We start from the raw sequence: 18,247 nt of genomic DNA on the forward strand, positions 1-18,247 counted from the left end.
CTGGACAGGAATTCTATACTACTCCATCTTATAGCCTAGCTTACGTTAGGAGCGGTCCATGTGCGTCCAGTGCCAAGCCTCTTCGCGCTTTTCCCGTCGCCGCTTCATCGCCCTCGGAGCATCGGCCATCGCCGCGTGCCAGGTTGCGGCGCCGGCGTTTGCTCAAGCACCAGCGGCCCCTCCCCCCAACGCCATCCCGCCGGAGGAAGCTCTCAAACGTATCATGGACGGCAACGGGCGCTACGTCGCGAACACGACCATGATCAAGGACTTTTCCGTCGGGCGCACGGCTCGTGCGGCCGCCCAATATCCGATCGCCGCCATCCTCAGTTGCGCGGATTCGCGGCTGGCCCCTGAACTGACCTTCGACCAAGGGCCCGGCGAGCTTTTCGTCGTTCGTCTTGCCGGGAACTTCGTCAATGACGACGGGCTTGCGAGCCTCGAATACGGCGTGAAGTTTCTCGGGGTTCCGCTGGTGATGGTGCTCGGCCATTCCGGGTGCGGCGCAGTGGCCGCCACCATCAAAGTCGTCGAGGAGAATGTGACGCTCCCCGGGAGCCTTCCGGATCTGGTCAATTCCATCAAGCCGGCAATCCTGGCCGCACAGGCAAAGAAGCCCGCAAACCTTCTCGCCGAAGCAACGGCCGAGAACGTGCGCTACAACGTCAACAAGCTGACGTCCTCCAACGCGATCCTCGGGCCTTTGGTAAAAGAAGGCCGGGTGAAGGTTGTGGGTGGCATCTACGATATCGCGACCGGCTCCGTCTCGCTGCTGTGAGCGATCGAGGGCATTCCTTATAAGGCCATCGGCAATCCGTGACGTCCCAGGCGCGGCGATCGCTTTCTCGTGCACAGAACGCCAAGGGATCGCCCGATGAGCGCGGATCGCCACATGGTCCCCGGCCCCGCCGGGAAGGCCCGTTTTCTAAAGAGGCGACGCGGACAGGTTTTGCCCGGACTCGGTCCCTCGCCTTCGCTTTGGGATTGCGCATTCCGTTGCGTTATGCATTGTCAGATGCTGTAGTAGTGAGTATCGCTCAAGTAGAATAGCCGGGGAAATACGCTCATGCCGATGTTGGTCGCTGAAACCAAGACGCTCTTCTCGGATAATTTCTCGGCAAACGGAAAAATCGACTCCAGCAAATGGAGCTTCAACGAGTACGCCAAAGGCGGCTCCTTCTACGGCAATACCCAGCAGCGACAGGAACTTCCCTCGGCGTCGGACGGCGTCATGCACCTGCGGCTCGACACCTACAATCCGTCCGATCCGAAAGGGAAAACCTTCTTCGGCTCGGAAGCGATCACCAAGCAGTTGTTCAGCACAGGCGGCGCCGGCATCGCGTTCGAGGCCAAGGCGCGGTTCGTTGACGACCAGCGTGGCATCATCGGTGGCTTCTTCACCTTCGCGGGTCCGCCGGACACCCACGACGAGATCGATTTCGAGGCCCTGTCCAACAGCAACACGAAGATCCAGACCAACATCTATCATCGCGAACCCCTGGGCGAGGGCCACCCGGAATCCTTCCCCCTCTCGGATAGCTTGACGTCGTTCCATACCTACCGGATCGAATGGCTGCCGAACGCCGTTCGATGGCTGGTCGACGGCACGGTGGTGCGAACGGAAACCGGGCGCGTTCCCGACAAGGCGATGGCGCTTCACTTCAACATCTGGGGGCCACCCGCGTCCTGGCTGACTGGTGACGCGAGCCTGGTTCCCGTCGGCAACAAAGCCCAGAACAAGAGCTTTCTGTTCGATGTGACGTCCGTGAAAGTGGAGCAGCTCTCGAGCGCCATCGGCGGCGACGCGGCCGAGACGCTGCGGGGGACCGGCAACAATGACTGGCTGGACGGCGGCGGCGGGCACGACCGGCTTTTTGGCGGCAACGGCAATGACACATTGTCAGGCGGCAGCGACGTCGACACGCTGGGCGCTGGCAGCAGTGATGCGTCCTTCGCACGGGCAGCGTCCCCGTCCGGCGCTGCCGGCAATGACAGGCTCATCGGTGGCAACGGGGCCGACAAACTGATCGGCGGGCGCGGTGCCGATAGTTTCGTCTACACGTCGCTGAAGGACAGCACCGTCGCCAAGACCGGTCGCGACAGCATCTGGGATTTTTCAGCAAAGCAAGGCGACAAGGTCGACCTGTCGGCGCTCGATGCCAATACGGGCCGCGACGGGAACCAGGCGTTCTCCTTCATCGGAAAATCCGCGTTCCATCAGAAAGCCGGCGAGTTGCGCTACGACAAAATCTCGGCGCAGAATTCTATCGTCTACGGCGATGTGAACGGGGACGGCGTTGCCGATTTCGCCATCCATGTGAAGGGCTCGCTCGCCATCGCCAAAGGCTACTTCATTCTCTAGGAAATCTCGCGCCTGTGCCGGGAGAGGGGCCGCCGCCGTCCGTGGGGCGCGTCCTGCTTAGAGCGGGACCGAGAACGAGCAGCGCAGCCCGCCCGGGTCGAAGCGCATCGTCAGCGCACCGTCGAGTTCGGCGCAGATGCTGCGCTCGATGAGCCGTGAACCGAAACCCTTGCGTTCGGGCTCCTGCACGACGGGTCCGTCGCGCTCGGTCCAGTCCACGACCACGTGCGGGCATCCATCCTCGTTTGTCACCTGCCAGTCGATGGCGACACTGCCGATTTGGCTGGAGAGCGCACCGTATTTGGCCGCGTTGGTGGCCAGCTCATGGAAAGCCATGCCGAAGCCCAGCGCCTGGCGCGGCGTGAGCCGCACCGGTTCCCCGGTGAGACTGACCCGCTGCCCGTCGACGCCGCCGAACGGGTTGAGCTCCGCGCAGAGGATTTCACGCATCGAGGCGCTCTCCCACAATTCCTGGGTCAGGATATTGTGGGTGGCCGACAGGGCCAGAAGGCGGGCCTGAAACGCTTCGCGAAAGGCTGCGAGGGTCGGGCTGTTGCGCAGGGTCTGGAGCGCCAGCGACTGCACCACGGCCAACGTGTTCTTGACCCGGTGATTGAGCTCGTGGATCAGGAGAGCCTGTCGCTCCTGGGCAAGCTTGCGTTCGGTCACATCGAGACACGCGCCGATCATCAGCGGCGTGGAGGCGCCCTTTCCGTCGCGGATCATCCGGCTGCGCGCATCCATCCAGCGGATCGTCCCGTCCGGGCGGATGGCCCGGAATTCGTATTCGGCCACACCCTTGGCGAAGGCCTCATCGACCACCCGCCGCACATGCGCGCGATCGTCAGGATGGATCATGCGCATGAAATCGGCCTCCGAACGCGGCGCCGCATCGGGTTCCAAGCCGAACAGATGGACCAGGGCCGGGTCCCAGGCTACCTGCTTGGTGCGCAGGTCCCAGCGCCAGGTTCCGGTACCGGAGGCCTCAAGCGCCGCCACAAGTCTCTCCTGGGCAACCTCGAGTCGCTCGACGGTCGCCCTCAGGGAAGCGGCGACCGCCACCGACAGGCCGGCGCTGCCCAGATAAAGAGAGAGATCGACCAGGCTGCGCATCGAGAGCACAGGCTGGCCTTCCGGTGGCATCACGATGATGGCGGCAGCGCCAAGGAGCAGGGCAAAGAGCCCGACGCGGCTGCCCCCTAGGACCGCGGCCGCCAGGACCACCGGATAAAGGGTGATATCGCAAAGCGTGTCGCCCAAGAGCGGATGAAGCGCGAGACGCAGCCCAACCGCCAGCGCCACCATGGCGGCGGCGGTCCAGTACGGGAGCCCGAAAGCAGATGGCAGAAGTGTCGTATAGCGGATGAGCACGCGGGCATGTCCCTACGAAAGTTATGACATAACATTCGTAGGGACTTCTCGCTAGCCGTCCGTGCAGAAATCCAGATGGGGCCTACAAAAATGCCCGGCACAAGGCCGGGCATCGAGGCAATCTGCGCAGGCGGATGGCTAGATTCGGCCGAGCAGGAGAAGGATCAGCAGGATGACCAGGATGACACCGAGCACGCCGCTCGGGCCGTAACCCCAGCCACGGCTGTGCGGCCAGGCCGGCACGGCGCCCAGCAGAAGGAGAATGACGAGGATAAGCAGAATGGTGCTAATTGCCATGATTGAAGCGTCCTTGACCTTGTTAATTCCGCCGAAACGACGTCCGCGGTGCCTGTTGTCCGGATCCAGCCCCACGCCCGACCCGTTAGTGAGCTGCCCAAAGCGGGCCAGCGCTGTGCAGGAAAACTTAGCCGTGGCGAAAGGGTTCCATTTTGTCGCAGCGCGACTTCATCGAACAACTGGCGGACGGCCGAACCGGGAACGAGATCCTGCCTTCGCTCGTTGAAGGAGCGCACGCCGCGTGCAGCGCCGGCCAAGGCCGGTTTCCAGGAGGGGTATGGTGCGTATGGCTACGGACGACGGCTCAGATCCGAGAAAGATGCCTGGCGTCTTCCCGCCCGACCCTGTCCCCGGAACGGCGAATGCGCCGTCCCTCTCGCGTACGGTCCAGGCCCAACTCGGCCAACGCCTTCGCCATTTCTACGAATCCCTGGCGCTCGGCGAAACGCCGGTGCCCGATCGCTTCATCGAAATCCTGAACCGGCTGGACAATGTCGAGCCGGGAGGAAAGACCTCGTAGCGACCGGCCGCAGGCCGGGTTCGGGTCTAAAGACACCCTCAGGCATCTGCAATGACCCGCGAGAAACCGTAGCCTAAGGGCGCCGGCTCGCCAGCTCGGCGGCACGCCCCACAACTTTCGGCCTCGATTGAAGCGGCTGAGCGCAGGTCGGGAGCTTGGGATGCGCGGAAGACGCATCGGGATGGCTACAGATCACCCCAAGCATACAATGGACCGGCAGCTTACCGACGACGGAACTGCGGATTGCCACGCTGCGGCGGCCGAGGGCCGGACGAGCCGGAATCCTTGTGGCGGAAGATCAGTCGGCCCTTTTCGAGATCGTAAGGAGACATTTCGACCGTGACCCGGTCGCCCGCCAGGGTCTTGATGCGGTTCTTCTTCATCTTTCCGGCCGTATAGGCGATGACCTCGTGCCCGTTATCCAACTGCACGCGATAGCGCGCATCGGGCAGAATTTCGGTCACCAGACCTTCAAACGTGATCAGTTCTTCCTTTGCCATGCAAAGCCTTCCGTCTCAAAAAACAAAAAAGCCGCTCCTCAGCGGAACGGCTGATATGCAAGAGAGCGTGATCAGTCACGCCCTCCAGCACGAAAAAAGCCTTACGCGTTCTGCAAGTTGACTGCAGAGGCGCGGCCGGTGCGCTGGTCGGTCTGAAGCTCGTAAGAGATCTTCTGACCCTCGCGGAGGCCCCGCATCCCAGCGCGTTCGAGCGCTGTCGCGTGGACGAAGATGTCCTTGCCGCCGTTATCGGGCTGGATGAAACCGTAGCCCTTGGTTTCGTTGTACCACTTCACGGTTCCCGTTTCCATGGGAAATCCTTTCACTGTCGTCTGCACGTAGGTGGAAGCCTATACCGAACCACCCATTCGTCGATATTGGTAGAGAGAAGGAACGTGCGCCCGGCAGTGCCAAAGCGAAGTAGCCCAGTCGTCCGGCCAAATGTCGATTGCTTCTCGATAGAGTATAGTCCCCAAAAAAGCAAGGCGGAGAGGCCTCCTAGCCTATGGCGGGCGTGACGAAACCTGCCGAGCATCGCCTAACCTTCCGCCGATGCCAGCAACCTGCTTCGATACGGCGTTTCGCACAGCTGTTCTTCTGACTAGATTTTCGCCAATGCCGCAACGGAAGTAGCGGCGTTTTTTCATGCGTCCCTCTTGCCTTTCCAACGCGGTCCTGCAACCCCATATCCGGCCCGCACAGCATGGAACGTATAATGGCAGGTATTTCCGTCACGCTCGACGGCGACAACATCCAGCTCTCTTTCGAGAAGGCCGGGCAATCAACGGCCGTGGTGATGGATCCCCACGCCGCCCGCTCTCTCGTGAAGGCGCTCGGGCAATTGCTTGTCGCCATCGGTGAAAGCACCGACGACAGCGATGACGGCTACGAGGAGATGCTCGACGTCACCTCGGCCACCATCGACGTGGGAACGGACGAGACGGGCCAGTCCGTGATCGCCCTCCAGGCGGGCCACCTGTCGCCGTTCATGCTCAGGCTCCGGGACGATGAGGCACGCCACATCGCCAACAGCCTGCTCGAGATCCTCAACAGCCCGCCGGACGCCCGCATATCCCTCGGCGGCCACTGACACCATCCGCTCGACACGCTCCTGAGCGAGCAGCCTCCCGCAGCCGAAGCAGGCGCTCGGAGATTGGCCAGAGGCGAGGGTGGATCTGCGCGAACTCAACCAGCTCGGATTGCCGGTTCTTCTTGCCGGAACCGACGCGCTCTCGGCCTATACGGCATCACACGCCCGACCAAGGCGCATGCGTCACGTCAAGGCCGACCGCCCCCTCGTCATTCTTCACGACGCGCCCATCGTCGAGACCATCGAAACCGAGCCTTTGGAAATCTATCCGTTTCTCGGTTGTTCGCGACCGGCCGAGACGATTGAGCCGTTCACGGTGTCGGCGGTGGTGCACGGCCATGCGCATCACGGGACGTATGAGGGCCGCACGCCCGGCGGGCAGCGGGTCTACAACGTCGCCCGCCAGCTCGACAAGCCGAGCGAGCGCCCCTACGCCCTGCTCGACATCCAGGGCCGCCCGTCAGAGACGAATGCCCGGATGGGTGGGCTGGCCCGGAAGATAGTCGGGCTCGGAGCCGGGACCTGTCGGATCAGTGATGCCGGGATCATTCACCGGATAGGGCGTGCGCGGTCCGGTTGGCCCGGTATCGGGAAGCTCATCGGGCTCGGGAGCCGGCGGCACTTCGGTGGGAATATTGCCGCCGGGGATCGGGTCGTTCGTCGAGGTTGCACGATAGACCATTGGTCTTCCTTCGCATGGTGGGGACTGTCTTCCCATCAACCGGAGAACTGCCGGACCGTTCCACGAAAACGCCTTATTGACAGGCGGAACCGCCCCGTGGCCGGGCCGTTTCTCGGGCATACACGCCAACCTGGAGACGTCTCGTGACAGACATCAAACAAGCCCGCATTCTCATCATGTCGACCGATGGATTCGAGCAATCCGAACTCATGGTGCCGCAGGAAAAGCTCACCGCAGCCGGAGCCACCGTTGAGGTCGCCGCCCCGAAATCACGGATGAAATCCGGCAAGATCTATGGCTGGGACAAGGACGACTGGGGCAAGACCGTGTCGGTCGACAAGGATCTCGAGGATGTCGATCCAGCCGAATACGACGCCCTCATATTGCCGGGCGGTCAGATGAATCCCGACAAGCTGCGTCTCGAACCCAAAGCCATCGAGATCGTGAAAGCGTTCTACGCTGCAGGCAAGACGGTCGCCGCCATCTGCCACGCGCCATGGCTCCTCATCGAGGCAGGCGTCATCAAGGGACGCCAGTGCACGTCCTATGCGTCGATCAAAACCGACATGATCAACGCCGGCGGCGAGTGGCGCGATGAGGCAGTCGTCACCGACAAGGGCCTCATCACCAGCCGCAACCCGGGAGACCTCGATGCGTTTTCGGCCAAGATCATCGAGGAGATCGAGGAAGGCGTTCACGCCGGTCGCCGTCAGGCAGCCTGATCGGCGCTAAACGCAGGGCCCTCACAAAAAAACGGCCGGTTCACACCGGCCGTTTTCACATTCATGGAGACGTCGCGGATCAGTTGACCTGCTGGATTGCAGAGAGAACCCAGTTCCCTCCCCGCGCGCGGCGGAACGTCCAGATCTCGTTGGCCTCCGTCAGCTGCGTGGGGTCACCCTCGACGATCCGGCCGGTGGCCTTGTCGGTGGTGACGTCCTTCAGCGCGTAGCGCATCGCGACGGTGGCGAATTCCGCCTCCCCTTCGCGCCAAGCTTCGGCGAGGTCGCCCTGCAGGAGCTTGACGTCCGAGACCCGATTGACCTCACCGCGCGACGCGAAGTCGTTCAACTCTTCCTGGATGTAGCCCGCCATTTCGGGGGTCGCGAGCTGCCAGATCCGGGCGACGTCGCCACGGGAATAGGCAGCCTGCACGTCGACCAGGGATTTCTCGAACGCCGCGAAATCACCCTCGCCGATGCCGATCTCATCGCGCACTCCCGGCCGGGCTGTGGCTGCGGGCTTCAGCCCGCCCAGAGCGCCCCCGAGCATTCCACCAAGGCCGCCGCCCGCGACATTCCCGCCCAGGCCCGCACCCGACGGACCTGTGGGAGGCACGGAGCCGCCCGTCATGGACCGGGCATGCGCAGGCCCGGCAAAGGCCGGCTCCTGGCGCCGACGGAACCACTTCATGGCGAACGAGACGAGGAGGACAACAAGCCCGATCTGAAGCAGCAGGCCGAAGATTGACGCCAGACCGCCGAGGCCCCCGAGAAAGCCGTTGCCCATGAGCATGCCGAGCAATCCGGCGCCGAACAGGCCGGCCATCAGGCCGGTGCCGAACCCGAAGCGGCGCGGGGCAGCCGCCGTAGCGGCAGCACCGGCGCCCGGAGCGTTCATGGCCGGACCCTGGTTGGGAACCTGCGAGCGCTGGATCGGGGCTGCTGCGCCGGGCGCCGTGTTGGTGCTCGGAGGCGCGCTCCATGTCCGCGACCCGCGCGAACCCATGCTCGATCGGCCGCCGACGCGCGCCTCGGCCGCACTGCCTGCGAAAATCAGCGCAGCCGCCATGGCAATCATCACACGGCTGCGGCGAGAGGCAATCGTCATCATGGTGGTCATGTTTCCCTATGGTCAAACAGTCTTGAGAACCATGTGGGGATGAGATGGCCACCTGAAAAGATGCTGCGCCTCAACTCTTCGCGGGAGCAGCCCCATCACGACCGGTCTCTGCCCGCAACTGGTCGATGCGTTTGGACGCCTCCGCCTTGTCGAGCTCGGGATCATAAAGCTCAGGCTCGTGGGCTTCCTCAGTCAGCGTTTTCAGGTAGGACGCCTGCGCCCCGGTCATGGGTTCGTGTCCCGTGACCCATTCTTCCGGGTCCTTGATCTGGTTCGATACCGCAGGACCAAGCTTCGGATTGGTGACCTCCGGCGGGTCCTCGTGGCGACCGCTTGCCTCATCGGCGCGGGCAGTGGGAGACTTGGGGCGGGACATTGTCATGGCGACCTCTCGTGTTCCTAATATGTTCCCCCTCTTAACGGATAGGAAGGTCTCGTTGTTCCACATCGGGTTGAACGACCCGACCGAGGAGAAATCCCCAGAGTTCACAGGTTTTGCAAAACAGGGCCACCGAATCGCGTGTTTCTGTTCCGTTCTGGGGCCCACGACGCCCGGGGTGGAGATGATCCGTCCCCAACGTTGTGGCTGACTGTTCCGTTGCGTGCAGAAAACAAGAGAGGCGCCCCTTTCTGAGCGCCTCCGCTTGATTGATGGTGTCCCGACGCGCTGGAGGTCAGGCCGCCTTGGCCTTGGGCAGGACCTCGGCCTCGTAATCGTCCATGAGGGTCTTGGTCATCGCGCCCGGCACATAGCGGTGGGTGGCGATCTCGGAAACCGGCGTGACTTCGGCGGCGGTGCCGGTGATGAAGCATTCCTCGAAGCTGCCCAGCTCGTCCGGCATGATCCGCCGTTCGATCACCTCGAACCCGCGGCGCTTGGCAAGGTCGATGACCGTCTGGCGGGTGATGCCATCGAGGAAGCAATCGGCAACCGGGGTGTGGAGAACCCCCTTCCTGATGAAGAACACGTTCGCCCCGGTGCATTCAGCCACCCGGCCCTGCCAGTCGAGCATGAGGGCGTCGGCATAACCCTTGCGCTCGGCCCGGTGCTTCGAGATCGTGCAGATCATGTAAAGGCCGGCGGCCTTGGCGGTCGATGGCGCGGTCTGCGGATCGGGACGTCGGTAATCGGCAAGGTCGAGGCGGATCCCCTTCATCTTCTCGGCCGGGTCGAAATAGCTCGGCCATTCCCAGGCGGCGATCGCCAGATGGATCTTGTTGTGCTGGGCGGAGACGCCCATCATCTCGGACCCGCGCCACGCCACCGGACGCAGATAGGCGTTGGTGTGGTTGTTCTTCTGGAGCACCGCCAGCTTGGCGGCATCGATCTCCGCCACCGAATAGGGAATCTCGAAATCGAGGATTTCGCCCGATTTCTTGAGCCGCCTGGAGTGCTCGGTGGATTTGAAGATCGCGCCCCCATAGGCACGCTCGCCCTCGAAAACGCTCGAGGCGTAGTGGAGCCCGTGGGACAGCACGTGGATCTTGGCGTCCTTCCAGGCTACGAACTGCCCGTCGTACCAAATCCAACCATCGCGTTGATCGAAAGGGGTCGCGGACATCGTCAGTCTCCATGGTGATGCGGCGTGTTGGCGTCAGGGGGCCGCGCAATTTCCGAAGCGTTGCCGTGCTCTTTGAATGTCATTCATTTCACGGAACTGCCTTGACGAGTAACAATCGTCCTGAGATATGTCAATAAGGCTGACTTAAAAGCGACACTGCCGATCCGGCATCACCGACTGGAAATGGACGCCACTTTGCCCGACGCAATGCCCGTTCCCCATCCGCGCCGCGACAGTGCAGACGCGCACGCCGACGCTCCGGCTTACGATCTCATCGAGCTCTTTTTCTTTGCCTACCGGGATTTCGTGAGCGACCCGGATCGCATCCTTTCCGAATACAATTTCGGCCGGGCGCACCATCGGGTGCTGCATTTCGTGTCGCGCCAGCCCGGCCTGACCATCGCGGAGTTGCTGGATATCCTGCGCATCACCAAGCAGAGCCTCAACCGTGTCCTCAAGGAGCTCATCGAGACCGGGTTCATCGAAAGCCGCACCGGGACCGCCGACCGGCGCCAGCGCCACCTTCACGCAACGACGCAGGGGCACCACCTCGCTCGCAAGCTTGCGGACCTCCAGACGGGGCGCATCACGCAATCCCTCGCCAGCATCGACCCGAAAGCCAAGGAGGCGATCAGCGCCTATCTGCTCGGGCTGATCGACCCCGACGATCGCGCCCATGTGCAGCGGCTCGTATTCGGCCGGCGGGAAACCTGATAAGCGTCGGAACGATGGAACCCGCTCGCATCGACATTCCGGACCACGCGCCGCACGTCCTCGTCGTGGACGACGACCGGCGGCTTCGTGACCTGCTGGCGCGGTTTCTTACGGAAAACGGCTACCGGGTGACCACGGCCGCCAGCGCCGCCGAGGCGCGTGCGAAAACCGAAAGCGTCCTGTTCGACGCCCTCGTCCTCGACGTGATGATGCCGGGCGAGACCGGGTTCGATTATGCGCGCAGCATCCGGCTGTCGTCCCAGATCCCCATCCTGATGCTGACCGCCCGGGCCGAGACCGCCGACCGGGTGACCGGTCTCGAGATCGGCGCGGATGATTATCTGCCCAAACCCTTCGAGCCGCGCGAATTGCTGTTGCGCCTGGGTAATATCCTCAAGCGCACGCAGCCCGTCCTCGGCGCGCCCAGCGGCGAGGTTCCGGAGATCGTCCATTTCGGGCCGTTTTCCTTCCGCTTCGACCGGGGCGAGTTGCGCCGCGCCGACGAGGTCGTGCGCATCACCGAGCGCGAGCGAGAGATCCTCACCATCCTGGGGATGCGCACGGGCGACAATGTCCCGCGCGAGGAACTGGCCGGCAGCGGCCCGGCGGCCAATGAGCGGACGGTGGACGTGCAGATCAACCGGCTGCGCCGCAAGATCGAGATCGACCCGGCCAATCCCCTGCTGTTGCAGACGGTGCGCGGCATCGGATATCGGCTCGTTATCGACCGATGAAAGTCGGTTCCGCGTTCGGCTATTCTCCCTTCGACAGGGCCCTGCGGTGGATCGGCCGCTTCCTGCCGAAAGGCCTTTACGCGCGCTCGCTCATCATCATCATCGCGCCGGTGGTGCTCCTGCAATCGGTGGTCGCCTATGTGTTCATGGAGCGCCATTACCAGCTCGTGACGCGGCGCCTGTCATCGGCGGTCACGTCCGACATCGCCGCGCTCATCGACATCTACGAGAGTTTTCCGCAGGACAAGAACGCCACCGTCCTGACACGGATTGCCTCGGAGCGCCTGCAGTTGGACGTGGATATCCTCCACGACACCGACCTGCCACCGCCTGCTCCGAAACCATTCTTTTCCATCCTCGACGAGACTCTTTCGGAAGAGCTGCGGCGGCAGGTCGATCGGCCCTACTGGATGGACACGATCGGCCGATCGAGTTTCATCGAAATCCGCGTGAAGCTGAACGCCAACACGGTGATGCGGGTGGTGACCCGCAGCTCTCAGGCCTATGCGTCGAACTCGCATATCTTCCTCGTGTGGATGGCCGGCTCCTCGCTGATCCTTCTCGGCATCGCGATCCTGTTTCTGCGCAACCAGATCCGGCCAATCCTGCGCCTGTCGGAGGCCGCCGAAGCGCTGGGAAAAGGCCGGGAAATCGAGTTCCGACCCCGCGGCGCGCGGGAAGTGCGGCAGGCCGGACACGCCTTCCTCGAGATGAAGCGGCGCATCGAGCGCAACCTCGAACAGCGCACCACCATGCTCAACGGCGTCAGCCACGACCTGCGCACCATCCTGACCCGCTTCAAGCTGTCCCTCGCGCTGATCGCCCAGACTCCCGAGGTGGAGGATCTCAAGCGCGATGTGGATGAGATGACCCGCATGCTCGAGGGCTATCTCGCCTTTGCGCGCGGGGATCTCGGCGAACAGGCCGTCGTCACGGATCTGCGGCCCCTGCTCGAAGAACTGCAATCCGACGCGGAGCGGCAGGGTCACGCGACCTCCCTCGACATCGTCGGCGACCCGATGATCACCGTCAGGCCCGACGCGTTCCGGCGCTTGTTGTTCAACCTCCTGGCCAATGCCGCGCGGCACGGAGAACGCATCGCGATCCTGGCCAACCACGAGACCCGCTGGCTTGTGCTGCACGTGGACGACGATGGTCAGGGCATTCCCCCGGAGATGCGCGAGGAGGTCTTCAAACCGTTCGTGCGCCTCGACGAGGCGCGCAATCAGGACGAAGGCGGATCGGGCCTCGGACTTGCCATTGCGCGCGATATCGCCCGCGCCCATGGGGGCGATATCTCCCTCGGCGAGAGCCCCTCCGGCGGCCTGCGGGCCACCGTTCGCCTGCCTGCCTGACGCCCTCGGATCAGTACAGCCGCCCGCCGATCGGGACATCCCGGTCGGGTCGGATGAGCATGACTTCCCCATCAGCATCGGGCACGCCGAGAGTCAAAACCTCCGACATGAAGGGTCCGATCTGTCGCGGCGGGAAATTGACCACGGCCAGGACCTGGGACCCGATCAGGTCCTGAAGCGTGTGGTTGGTCGTGATCTGGGCGGAGGACCGCTTCAGGCCGATTTCGGGCCCGAAATCGATGGTGAGCTTGAAGGCGGGTTTCCTCGCCTGCGGAAAGGCCTCGGCCGTGACGATCCGGCCCACGCGGATATCGACCTTCATGAAATCCGCAAAGCTGATGGCTGCGGTCTGGCTTTCGTCCGTCTTCATGATGCCCCCTTGAACCTTCGGACTCAGATAGCGGCCGCCGGGTCGTTGGTCTCGCCTTCCGTCCGGCGCTTGGTGTATCCCGAGGACGCGCGACGCTCCATCAACGCACGGCCAAAGGCGCGGAACGGTGCGGTCAGACGGCGAAGATCCTCGGCTTGCTCAAGGATGCCCTCCCCTCGCCGAAGCTCGCGATCGAGCCGGGCCATGGTCCTGGCGAGCGCGGGATCATCGTCGTGAAGCCAGGTTTGCAAGGTGCGGGCGAAAACCAGTACGGCGCCCTGCACCTTCAGCCCGCCCAAATGGCCTTCCGTGGGGATGCCGGCGGAAGCGAGCATGAACCGCTGGGAATTCACCGCCACCTTGTTCAAAGCCGCAAGCGACAGGGCATCGCATTGCAGCCCGCGCGTGATGCGCAGCAACGCCGCCTTGTGCGGGGTGAGCGCATCGATCCGGCGCATCATGACGTCGAAGACCCGTTCGCGCGCCGGCTCGCCTGCGAGGTCATCGCTGGTTCCGGCCAGCACGGCCCGATCGATGGTGCGTGAAAACGCGCCGAGGATTGCGCCCTTGGAGGGAAAGAGATCGCGAAACTCCGACAGCGTCACATCGGCCCGCTCGGCAATGTCGGTGATCTCGATCGCGTGCCAGTCGCGCTCGGCTGCCAGCGCCAAGAGGGCCGACACGATCGCGTCGCGTTTCGATGGGGTCTCGACCGTCATGCCCGTCTCCTTCGTGTTCCGGCGCGCGGAATGGCGCCCGCCGCTTTCAATTCTCAGGGTCATATGGCGTTGCGATCCAAGGTCGGGAACGCCCGTCAGCCGGAGAGTTCGCCCGCACGTCGCTTTGCCGCAGCCACAGCCTCTCCCATCAGCGCCCTGAGGCTGCCGGGATCTGCCGTCAACACCGCCAGCGCGGCCGCCGTGGTGCCCCCCGGGGAGGTGACGTTCTGGCGGAGGACCGCCGGGTCGAGGTCGCTCTGGAACAGCAATTCGCCCGCTCCCGTCACCGTGGCGCGCGCGAGGCGGGCGGCAAGGTCAGCCGGAAGGCCTGCTGCAACCCCGGCTTCCGCCAGGCATTCAACGAGGTGAAACACGTAAGCCGGACCGGAACCGGACACGGCCGTGACCGCATCGATGAGAGTTTCGTCCGCCACCCATTCCACCACGCCGACGCAACGCAACAGCGCGTCCGCGGACAGGCGCTGCGCCTCCGTCACCTGCGGGCTCGCAGCAGCCCCGGTGGCGCCCCGCCCGATGCTCGCCGGCAGATTGGGCATGGCGCGGATGATGGCAGTCGCCGCCGGCAGTCGGGCGCGCAGATCCCCGATGGTCTTGCCCGCGAGAATGGAGATCAGCATCGAGCCCGGCCCGAGGAGGCCGTTCACCTGAGGGGCGGCGGCGTCGAGATATTGCGGCTTCGTCGCCAGCACGACCACGTCGGCCGTACCGGGCGCTGCCGGATTGATCGGGATGCCGTGCTCCGAACAGAGGCGGCGCATGTCGTCGGAGGGATGAGGGTCGAAGATGGAGACGCCAGAGGCCTTCATGCCGCTGGCGAGCCAGCCAGAGAGCATCGCGCCCCCCATCTTGCCTGCGCCGACGAGGATGAGAGAGGAGGGAAGGTCCTGGGATGGGAGCGACATGACAACCTGGCAAGAGAAAACTGGCAACAGAAAACGACTGGCCGCAATCTAGTGCAGATCGTGGGCGGGTGGATACCCTCCCGTTACGTCCCCTCGGCGATCAGGCCTCGCCTTCTGTTTCGAACAGGGAGAAGTCGAGCGCCTGCTGCGGGCTTCTGCCAGCCCAGAGGAGGAACTGGAACGCCTGGAAGTGTCGTTCGCAGGCCTCGACCGAGACGCGCAGCATCGTCTCGCATTGTCCGGCCGTCGGGTCCGCGCCGCCTGGAAGCAGGAGAGCGTGACGGAACATAACCGCGTTCTCGGTGGTCCAGAGATCGAAATGGCCGACCCACAATTGCTCATTGATGAGCGAGATGAGTTGCAGCACCTCAGGCCGCCGCCGATCGGGCACGCGCAGGTCGAACGCGCAGGCCACGTGCAGGGCCTCCACATCCTCGATCCAGGTGAACGCCACATGGTATTCGGCCCAGCGGCCGCTCACCGACACCGACATTTCATCGGTCGCCGTCCGGTCGAAAATCCAGTCGCGGATCGCCGCCAACCTCTCCATGACATCGAGAGGGTGTTCGACGCGATCTATCTCAACTTGCAACTGACGCATATCAATCCATGAGGCTCGGTTTCCCAAAACCACGAAGGTTTTTGGGAAACGTCATTACGTTAGATTGAAACCTGCTCCGTATTCCCGACCACGAATACCTGAGTATGGCGGCAGCGAACCACGCTTCACAGCGAATCAACTCACGGATCGACAGTCATGGATTTCGCAGGGCGTCACAATGCGCTGGCAGGACCTGTCCACAACAGGTCGGGTGCCGCTGCCGCATGGGCGCTCTTCTCAGGGCGCAGCGCTTGACTCACCGGCAGGCTGACCGAGACGCTCTTCGAGCTTGACGATACGGGCCGTCAGCGTCTCGTTTTCCTCGCGCGCCGCAATCACCATGTCGCGCAGAACCGCCACCTCTTCGCGGGTGGCCACGTCCATGTCCTTGATGAGCCGCTCGATCTGGCTGCGCACGGCGGTCTCGACTTCGCGTCGAACCCCTTGGGCAGCTCCGGCCGCATCGGTGGCCAGGCGGGAAATCTCGTCGAAAATGCGGTTGGAAGACTGGGTCATGGCGATGTCCGCGCTCGGCTGGGATGGGAAGGGTTCGTCACGTCTTTGAGAACGATGTGGCCCTGTTCCGGCCAAACCGCAACAGCGGCGTGACGCGACAGGGTTGACGGCCTCACCGGCTGCGGTCCAATGGCAGGGTTCATCAAGGCCGCTCAATGCCCTCGCTCACCTTTCCGATTATCGATCCCATCGCCTTTTCCATCGGTCCGTTGGCGATCCGGTGGTATGCGCTGGCCTATGTCACAGGGCTTCTCGGCGGATGGTACTATGCCAAGCGCCTCGCTGCGCGGACAGCGTTGTGGCGCCCGCAGCCGCAACCCAAGCCCTTGGATATCGACGATCTGATCGTCTGGGTGGCCCTGGGCGTCGTGCTGGGCGGACGGATCGGCTACGTGCTGTTCTACAATCTCGGCACCTATCTCGCCCAGCCACTCGAGATTCTCGCCGTCTGGCGCGGCGGGATGTCGTTCCACGGCGGGCTCATCGGGGCGGCGCTCGCCATCGTGCTGTTTTCCCGCCGCCGGGGCCTCAATGCGCTGACGATGCTCGACCTTGCCTCCACGGTCGCGCCCATCGGCCTGTTCTTCGGGCGGATCGCGAATTTCATCAACGGCGAACTCTGGGGCCGCGTGGCGATCGATTTCCCGTTCGGGGTCGTGTTCCCGCATGCGGGCCCCCTGCCCCGCCATCCGAGCCAGCTCTACGAGGCTGTCGGCGAAGGCCTGGTGCTCTTTGTCGTGATGGCCGTCGCGGTCCGCCTGTTTGGGTTCCGCCGTCCAGGCCTTCTCGGCGGCATCTTCATCCTCGGCTATGCCATCGCTCGGATCGTCTGCGAATTCTTCCGCGAGCCGGACGAGCAGCTGGGCTTTCTCTTCGGCGGGTCGGTGCAGGCGCTGAGCGGCGGCATCACCATGGGCATGCTGCTGTCCGTCCCGATGGCGCTTTTGGGCATGGTCGTGATCGGCGCTGCCCTGCGCGGCGCGACGCGCTCGGGCGCCAGAGCCGCGTGACGCGCCTCGGCTATAGCCTGCGCGAGGCCATCGCCCTCGAGGGACCGATGACGGTCGAGCGCTATATGGCCCTCTGCCTCGCTCACTATTACGCTACCCGCGATCCCCTCGGCGTGGCGGGCGATTTTACGACCGCACCGGAGATCAGCCAGATCTTCGGGGAACTCGTCGGCCTCTGGGCCATGGAGGTGTGGAACGCCATGGGGCGTCCGGCCCGCCTGCATCTCGTCGAGCTCGGACCCGGACGCGGCACCCTGATGGCCGACATGCTGCGCACGGCCCGCATCCTGCCCGATTTTCTCGCTGCCCTCCGCGTCCATCTCGTCGAGACCAGCCCGACCCTGCGCGCCAGACAGCAGGGGATGCTTGCGCAGTCCGGGCCGGAGATCGCCTGGCATGGCGACATGGCGGAGCTGCCTGCGGGTCCGATGATCCTCGTGGCCAACGAATTTTTCGATGCGCTCCCGGTGCGCCAGTTCGTGGCCACGGAAAGGGGATGGTGCGAACGCCTCGTGGGTCTCGCGGGCGACCGTCTTGTCTTCGGCCTGGCATCTGCCCCCGAGCACCAGCAACGTGCAGCCCGCCCAGCGGGGGCGTTTCTCGAGCGTCAAGACGCATCCATCTGCCTCACCGCCACGATCGCCGGCCGCCTCGCGCGCGAAGGCGGCGCGGCCCTGATCATCGATTACGGCTATTGGGGTCCCGCCACTGCCGATACCCTGCAGGCCCTTCGGCACCACCAGCCCGTCGATCCTCTCTCCGATCCCGGCGAGGCAGACCTGACGACCCATGTGGATTTCGCGCAGATTGCTGCTGCGGGCCTTGCTGCCGGGGCCCGCCTGCACGGCCTCGATACCCAGGCGAATTTTCTCCACGCCCTCGGCATCGCGACCCGTGCCGCCCGGCTCAAAGCGGCCGCAAGCAGCGAGCAGGCCAAGGCAATCGAGGAGGCTGTCGCACGGTTGACAGATACAGGGGAGCGCGGCATGGGCGCCCTGTTCAAAGTGCTGGCCCTCACCCATCCTGGCCTTGACGCTGTTCCCGGCCTTCACGCCCGCCCGCACCCGCCTCAGAGGTAA

23 protein-coding genes and 1 pseudogene are annotated in these 18,247 nt (G+C 64.0%); 11 read left to right on the plus strand and 13 right to left on the minus strand.

The annotated features are described in order from the left end of the window. Positions 1-58 precede the first annotated feature (58 nt). Both J4G32_RS05335 and J4G32_RS05340 read left to right on the plus strand, forming a co-directional pair. On the plus strand, positions 59-778 hold the full coding sequence (locus tag J4G32_RS05335; RefSeq protein WP_210485071.1) for a carbonic anhydrase: 720 nt from the start codon (positions 59-61) through the stop codon (positions 776-778). A gap of 288 nt (positions 779-1,066) precedes the next feature. Further along, positions 1,067-2,362: a family 16 glycosylhydrolase gene (locus tag J4G32_RS05340; protein WP_210485072.1), complete on the plus strand. Its 1,296-nt coding sequence runs from the start codon at positions 1,067-1,069 to the stop codon at positions 2,360-2,362. Positions 2,363-2,419: 57 nt separating this feature from the next. On the opposite strand, the gene J4G32_RS05345 is transcribed toward J4G32_RS05340, so the two are convergent. Continuing rightward, a complete protein-coding gene (locus tag J4G32_RS05345) occupies positions 2,420-3,733 on the minus strand; it encodes a sensor histidine kinase (protein ID WP_210485073.1) in 1,314 nt (437 codons plus the stop codon). A gap of 138 nt (positions 3,734-3,871) precedes the next feature. Further along, positions 3,872-4,030: a DUF3309 family protein gene (locus tag J4G32_RS05350; RefSeq protein WP_210485074.1), complete on the minus strand. Its 159-nt coding sequence runs from the start codon at positions 4,028-4,030 to the stop codon at positions 3,872-3,874. Between the two features lie 319 nt (positions 4,031-4,349). On the opposite strand from J4G32_RS05350, the gene J4G32_RS05355 reads away from it, so the two are divergent. Continuing rightward, positions 4,350-4,550 (plus strand): NepR family anti-sigma factor, encoded by a 201-nt coding sequence (locus J4G32_RS05355; protein WP_210485075.1) that lies wholly within the window; start codon positions 4,350-4,352, stop codon positions 4,548-4,550. A 221-nt stretch (positions 4,551-4,771) separates the two neighbouring features. Here the strand turns inward: J4G32_RS05355 and infA are convergent, their stop codons facing one another. Together infA and J4G32_RS05365 are read right to left on the minus strand one after the other, a co-directional pair. After that, a complete protein-coding gene (infA, locus tag J4G32_RS05360) occupies positions 4,772-5,050 on the minus strand; it encodes a translation initiation factor IF-1 (protein ID WP_210485076.1) in 279 nt (92 codons plus the stop codon). A gap of 101 nt (positions 5,051-5,151) precedes the next feature. Further along, the gene (locus J4G32_RS05365) at positions 5,152-5,361 is read right to left on the minus strand and encodes a cold-shock protein (RefSeq protein WP_150945146.1); all 210 of its coding nucleotides are present in this window, start codon (positions 5,359-5,361) and stop codon (positions 5,152-5,154) included. A gap of 404 nt (positions 5,362-5,765) precedes the next feature. Here J4G32_RS05365 and J4G32_RS05370 point away from each other — a divergent pair, with 404 nt between their 5' ends. Both J4G32_RS05370 and J4G32_RS21670 read left to right on the plus strand, forming a co-directional pair. Beyond that, positions 5,766-6,140, plus strand: coding sequence for a hypothetical protein (locus J4G32_RS05370; RefSeq protein WP_210485077.1), 375 nt, complete (start codon positions 5,766-5,768; stop codon positions 6,138-6,140). A gap of 178 nt (positions 6,141-6,318) precedes the next feature. Then, positions 6,319-6,588, plus strand: a pseudogene (locus J4G32_RS21670) (metallophosphoesterase family protein); the annotation flags it as partial. Between the two features lie 12 nt (positions 6,589-6,600). Here the strand turns inward: J4G32_RS21670 and J4G32_RS05375 are convergent. Then, positions 6,601-6,822: a hypothetical protein gene (locus J4G32_RS05375; RefSeq protein WP_210485078.1), complete on the minus strand. Its 222-nt coding sequence runs from the start codon at positions 6,820-6,822 to the stop codon at positions 6,601-6,603. 143 nt (positions 6,823-6,965) lie between these two features. Between J4G32_RS05375 and J4G32_RS05380 the strand changes: the two genes are divergently transcribed. Beyond that, positions 6,966-7,544 carry a type 1 glutamine amidotransferase domain-containing protein gene (locus J4G32_RS05380; RefSeq protein WP_210485079.1) on the plus strand — a complete coding sequence of 193 codons (579 nt, stop codon included), beginning with the start codon at positions 6,966-6,968 and terminating at the stop codon, positions 7,542-7,544. Between the two features lie 79 nt (positions 7,545-7,623). Here J4G32_RS05380 and J4G32_RS05385 read toward each other — a convergent pair whose 3' ends face one another. The 3 genes from J4G32_RS05385 to J4G32_RS05395 form a co-directional block, all read right to left on the minus strand. Continuing rightward, positions 7,624-8,655 carry a Tim44 domain-containing protein gene (locus J4G32_RS05385; protein ID WP_210485080.1) on the minus strand — a complete coding sequence of 344 codons (1,032 nt, stop codon included), beginning with the start codon at positions 8,653-8,655 and terminating at the stop codon, positions 7,624-7,626. A gap of 79 nt (positions 8,656-8,734) precedes the next feature. Then, entirely contained in the window at positions 8,735-9,040 is a 306-nt protein-coding gene (locus tag J4G32_RS05390) for a DUF3072 domain-containing protein (RefSeq protein WP_425515502.1), read from the minus strand. Between the two features lie 298 nt (positions 9,041-9,338). Beyond that, positions 9,339-10,226 carry a branched-chain amino acid aminotransferase gene (locus J4G32_RS05395; RefSeq protein ID WP_210485082.1) on the minus strand — a complete coding sequence of 296 codons (888 nt, stop codon included), beginning with the start codon at positions 10,224-10,226 and terminating at the stop codon, positions 9,339-9,341. Between the two features lie 183 nt (positions 10,227-10,409). On the opposite strand from J4G32_RS05395, the gene J4G32_RS05400 reads away from it, so the two are divergent. The 3 genes from J4G32_RS05400 to J4G32_RS05410 are packed head-to-tail and all read left to right on the plus strand — an operon-like array spanning position 10,410 to position 13,029. After that, positions 10,410-10,940 (plus strand): MarR family winged helix-turn-helix transcriptional regulator, encoded by a 531-nt coding sequence (locus tag J4G32_RS05400; RefSeq protein WP_425515495.1) that lies wholly within the window; start codon positions 10,410-10,412, stop codon positions 10,938-10,940. Positions 10,941-10,954: 14 nt separating this feature from the next. Beyond that, a complete protein-coding gene (locus tag J4G32_RS05405; protein ID WP_210485083.1) occupies positions 10,955-11,674 on the plus strand; it encodes a response regulator in 720 nt (239 codons plus the stop codon). After that, positions 11,671-13,029, plus strand: a complete 1,359-nt coding sequence (locus J4G32_RS05410) for an ATP-binding protein (protein ID WP_210485084.1) — start codon at positions 11,671-11,673, stop codon at positions 13,027-13,029. Before J4G32_RS05405 ends, J4G32_RS05410 begins: the two co-directional genes overlap by 4 nt. A 10-nt stretch (positions 13,030-13,039) precedes the next feature. On the opposite strand, the gene J4G32_RS05415 is transcribed toward J4G32_RS05410, so the two are convergent. The 5 genes from J4G32_RS05415 to J4G32_RS05435 all read right to left on the minus strand — a co-directional run bounded on the left by J4G32_RS05415 (position 13,040) and on the right by J4G32_RS05435 (position 16,158). Next, the gene (locus tag J4G32_RS05415) at positions 13,040-13,399 is read right to left on the minus strand and encodes a tRNA-binding protein (protein ID WP_210485085.1); all 360 of its coding nucleotides are present in this window, start codon (positions 13,397-13,399) and stop codon (positions 13,040-13,042) included. Between the two features lie 23 nt (positions 13,400-13,422). Next, on the minus strand, positions 13,423-14,118 hold the full coding sequence (locus J4G32_RS05420) for a TetR/AcrR family transcriptional regulator (protein ID WP_210485086.1): 696 nt from the start codon (positions 14,116-14,118) through the stop codon (positions 13,423-13,425). A gap of 95 nt (positions 14,119-14,213) precedes the next feature. Then, the gene (proC, locus tag J4G32_RS05425; RefSeq protein ID WP_210485087.1) at positions 14,214-15,041 is read right to left on the minus strand and encodes a pyrroline-5-carboxylate reductase; all 828 of its coding nucleotides are present in this window, start codon (positions 15,039-15,041) and stop codon (positions 14,214-14,216) included. Positions 15,042-15,141: 100 nt separating this feature from the next. Then, positions 15,142-15,642, minus strand: coding sequence for a type III secretion system chaperone family protein (locus tag J4G32_RS05430; RefSeq protein ID WP_210485088.1), 501 nt, complete (start codon positions 15,640-15,642; stop codon positions 15,142-15,144). 237 nt (positions 15,643-15,879) lie between these two features. After that, positions 15,880-16,158 carry an accessory factor UbiK family protein gene (locus tag J4G32_RS05435; protein WP_210485089.1) on the minus strand — a complete coding sequence of 93 codons (279 nt, stop codon included), beginning with the start codon at positions 16,156-16,158 and terminating at the stop codon, positions 15,880-15,882. Between the two features lie 155 nt (positions 16,159-16,313). On the opposite strand from J4G32_RS05435, the gene lgt reads away from it, so the two are divergent. Together lgt and J4G32_RS05445 are read left to right on the plus strand one after the other, a co-directional pair. Beyond that, complete coding sequence (gene lgt / locus J4G32_RS05440; RefSeq protein WP_210485090.1) at positions 16,314-17,168, plus strand: prolipoprotein diacylglyceryl transferase; 855 nt, start codon at positions 16,314-16,316, stop codon at positions 17,166-17,168. Beyond that, positions 17,165-18,247 (plus strand): class I SAM-dependent methyltransferase, encoded by a 1,083-nt coding sequence (locus J4G32_RS05445; RefSeq protein ID WP_343232589.1) that lies wholly within the window; start codon positions 17,165-17,167, stop codon positions 18,245-18,247. Before lgt ends, J4G32_RS05445 begins: the two co-directional genes overlap by 4 nt.

The sequence above is a fragment of the Microvirga antarctica genome (assembly GCF_017921815.1).
GTDB lineage: Bacteria > Pseudomonadota > Alphaproteobacteria > Rhizobiales > Beijerinckiaceae > Microvirga > Microvirga antarctica.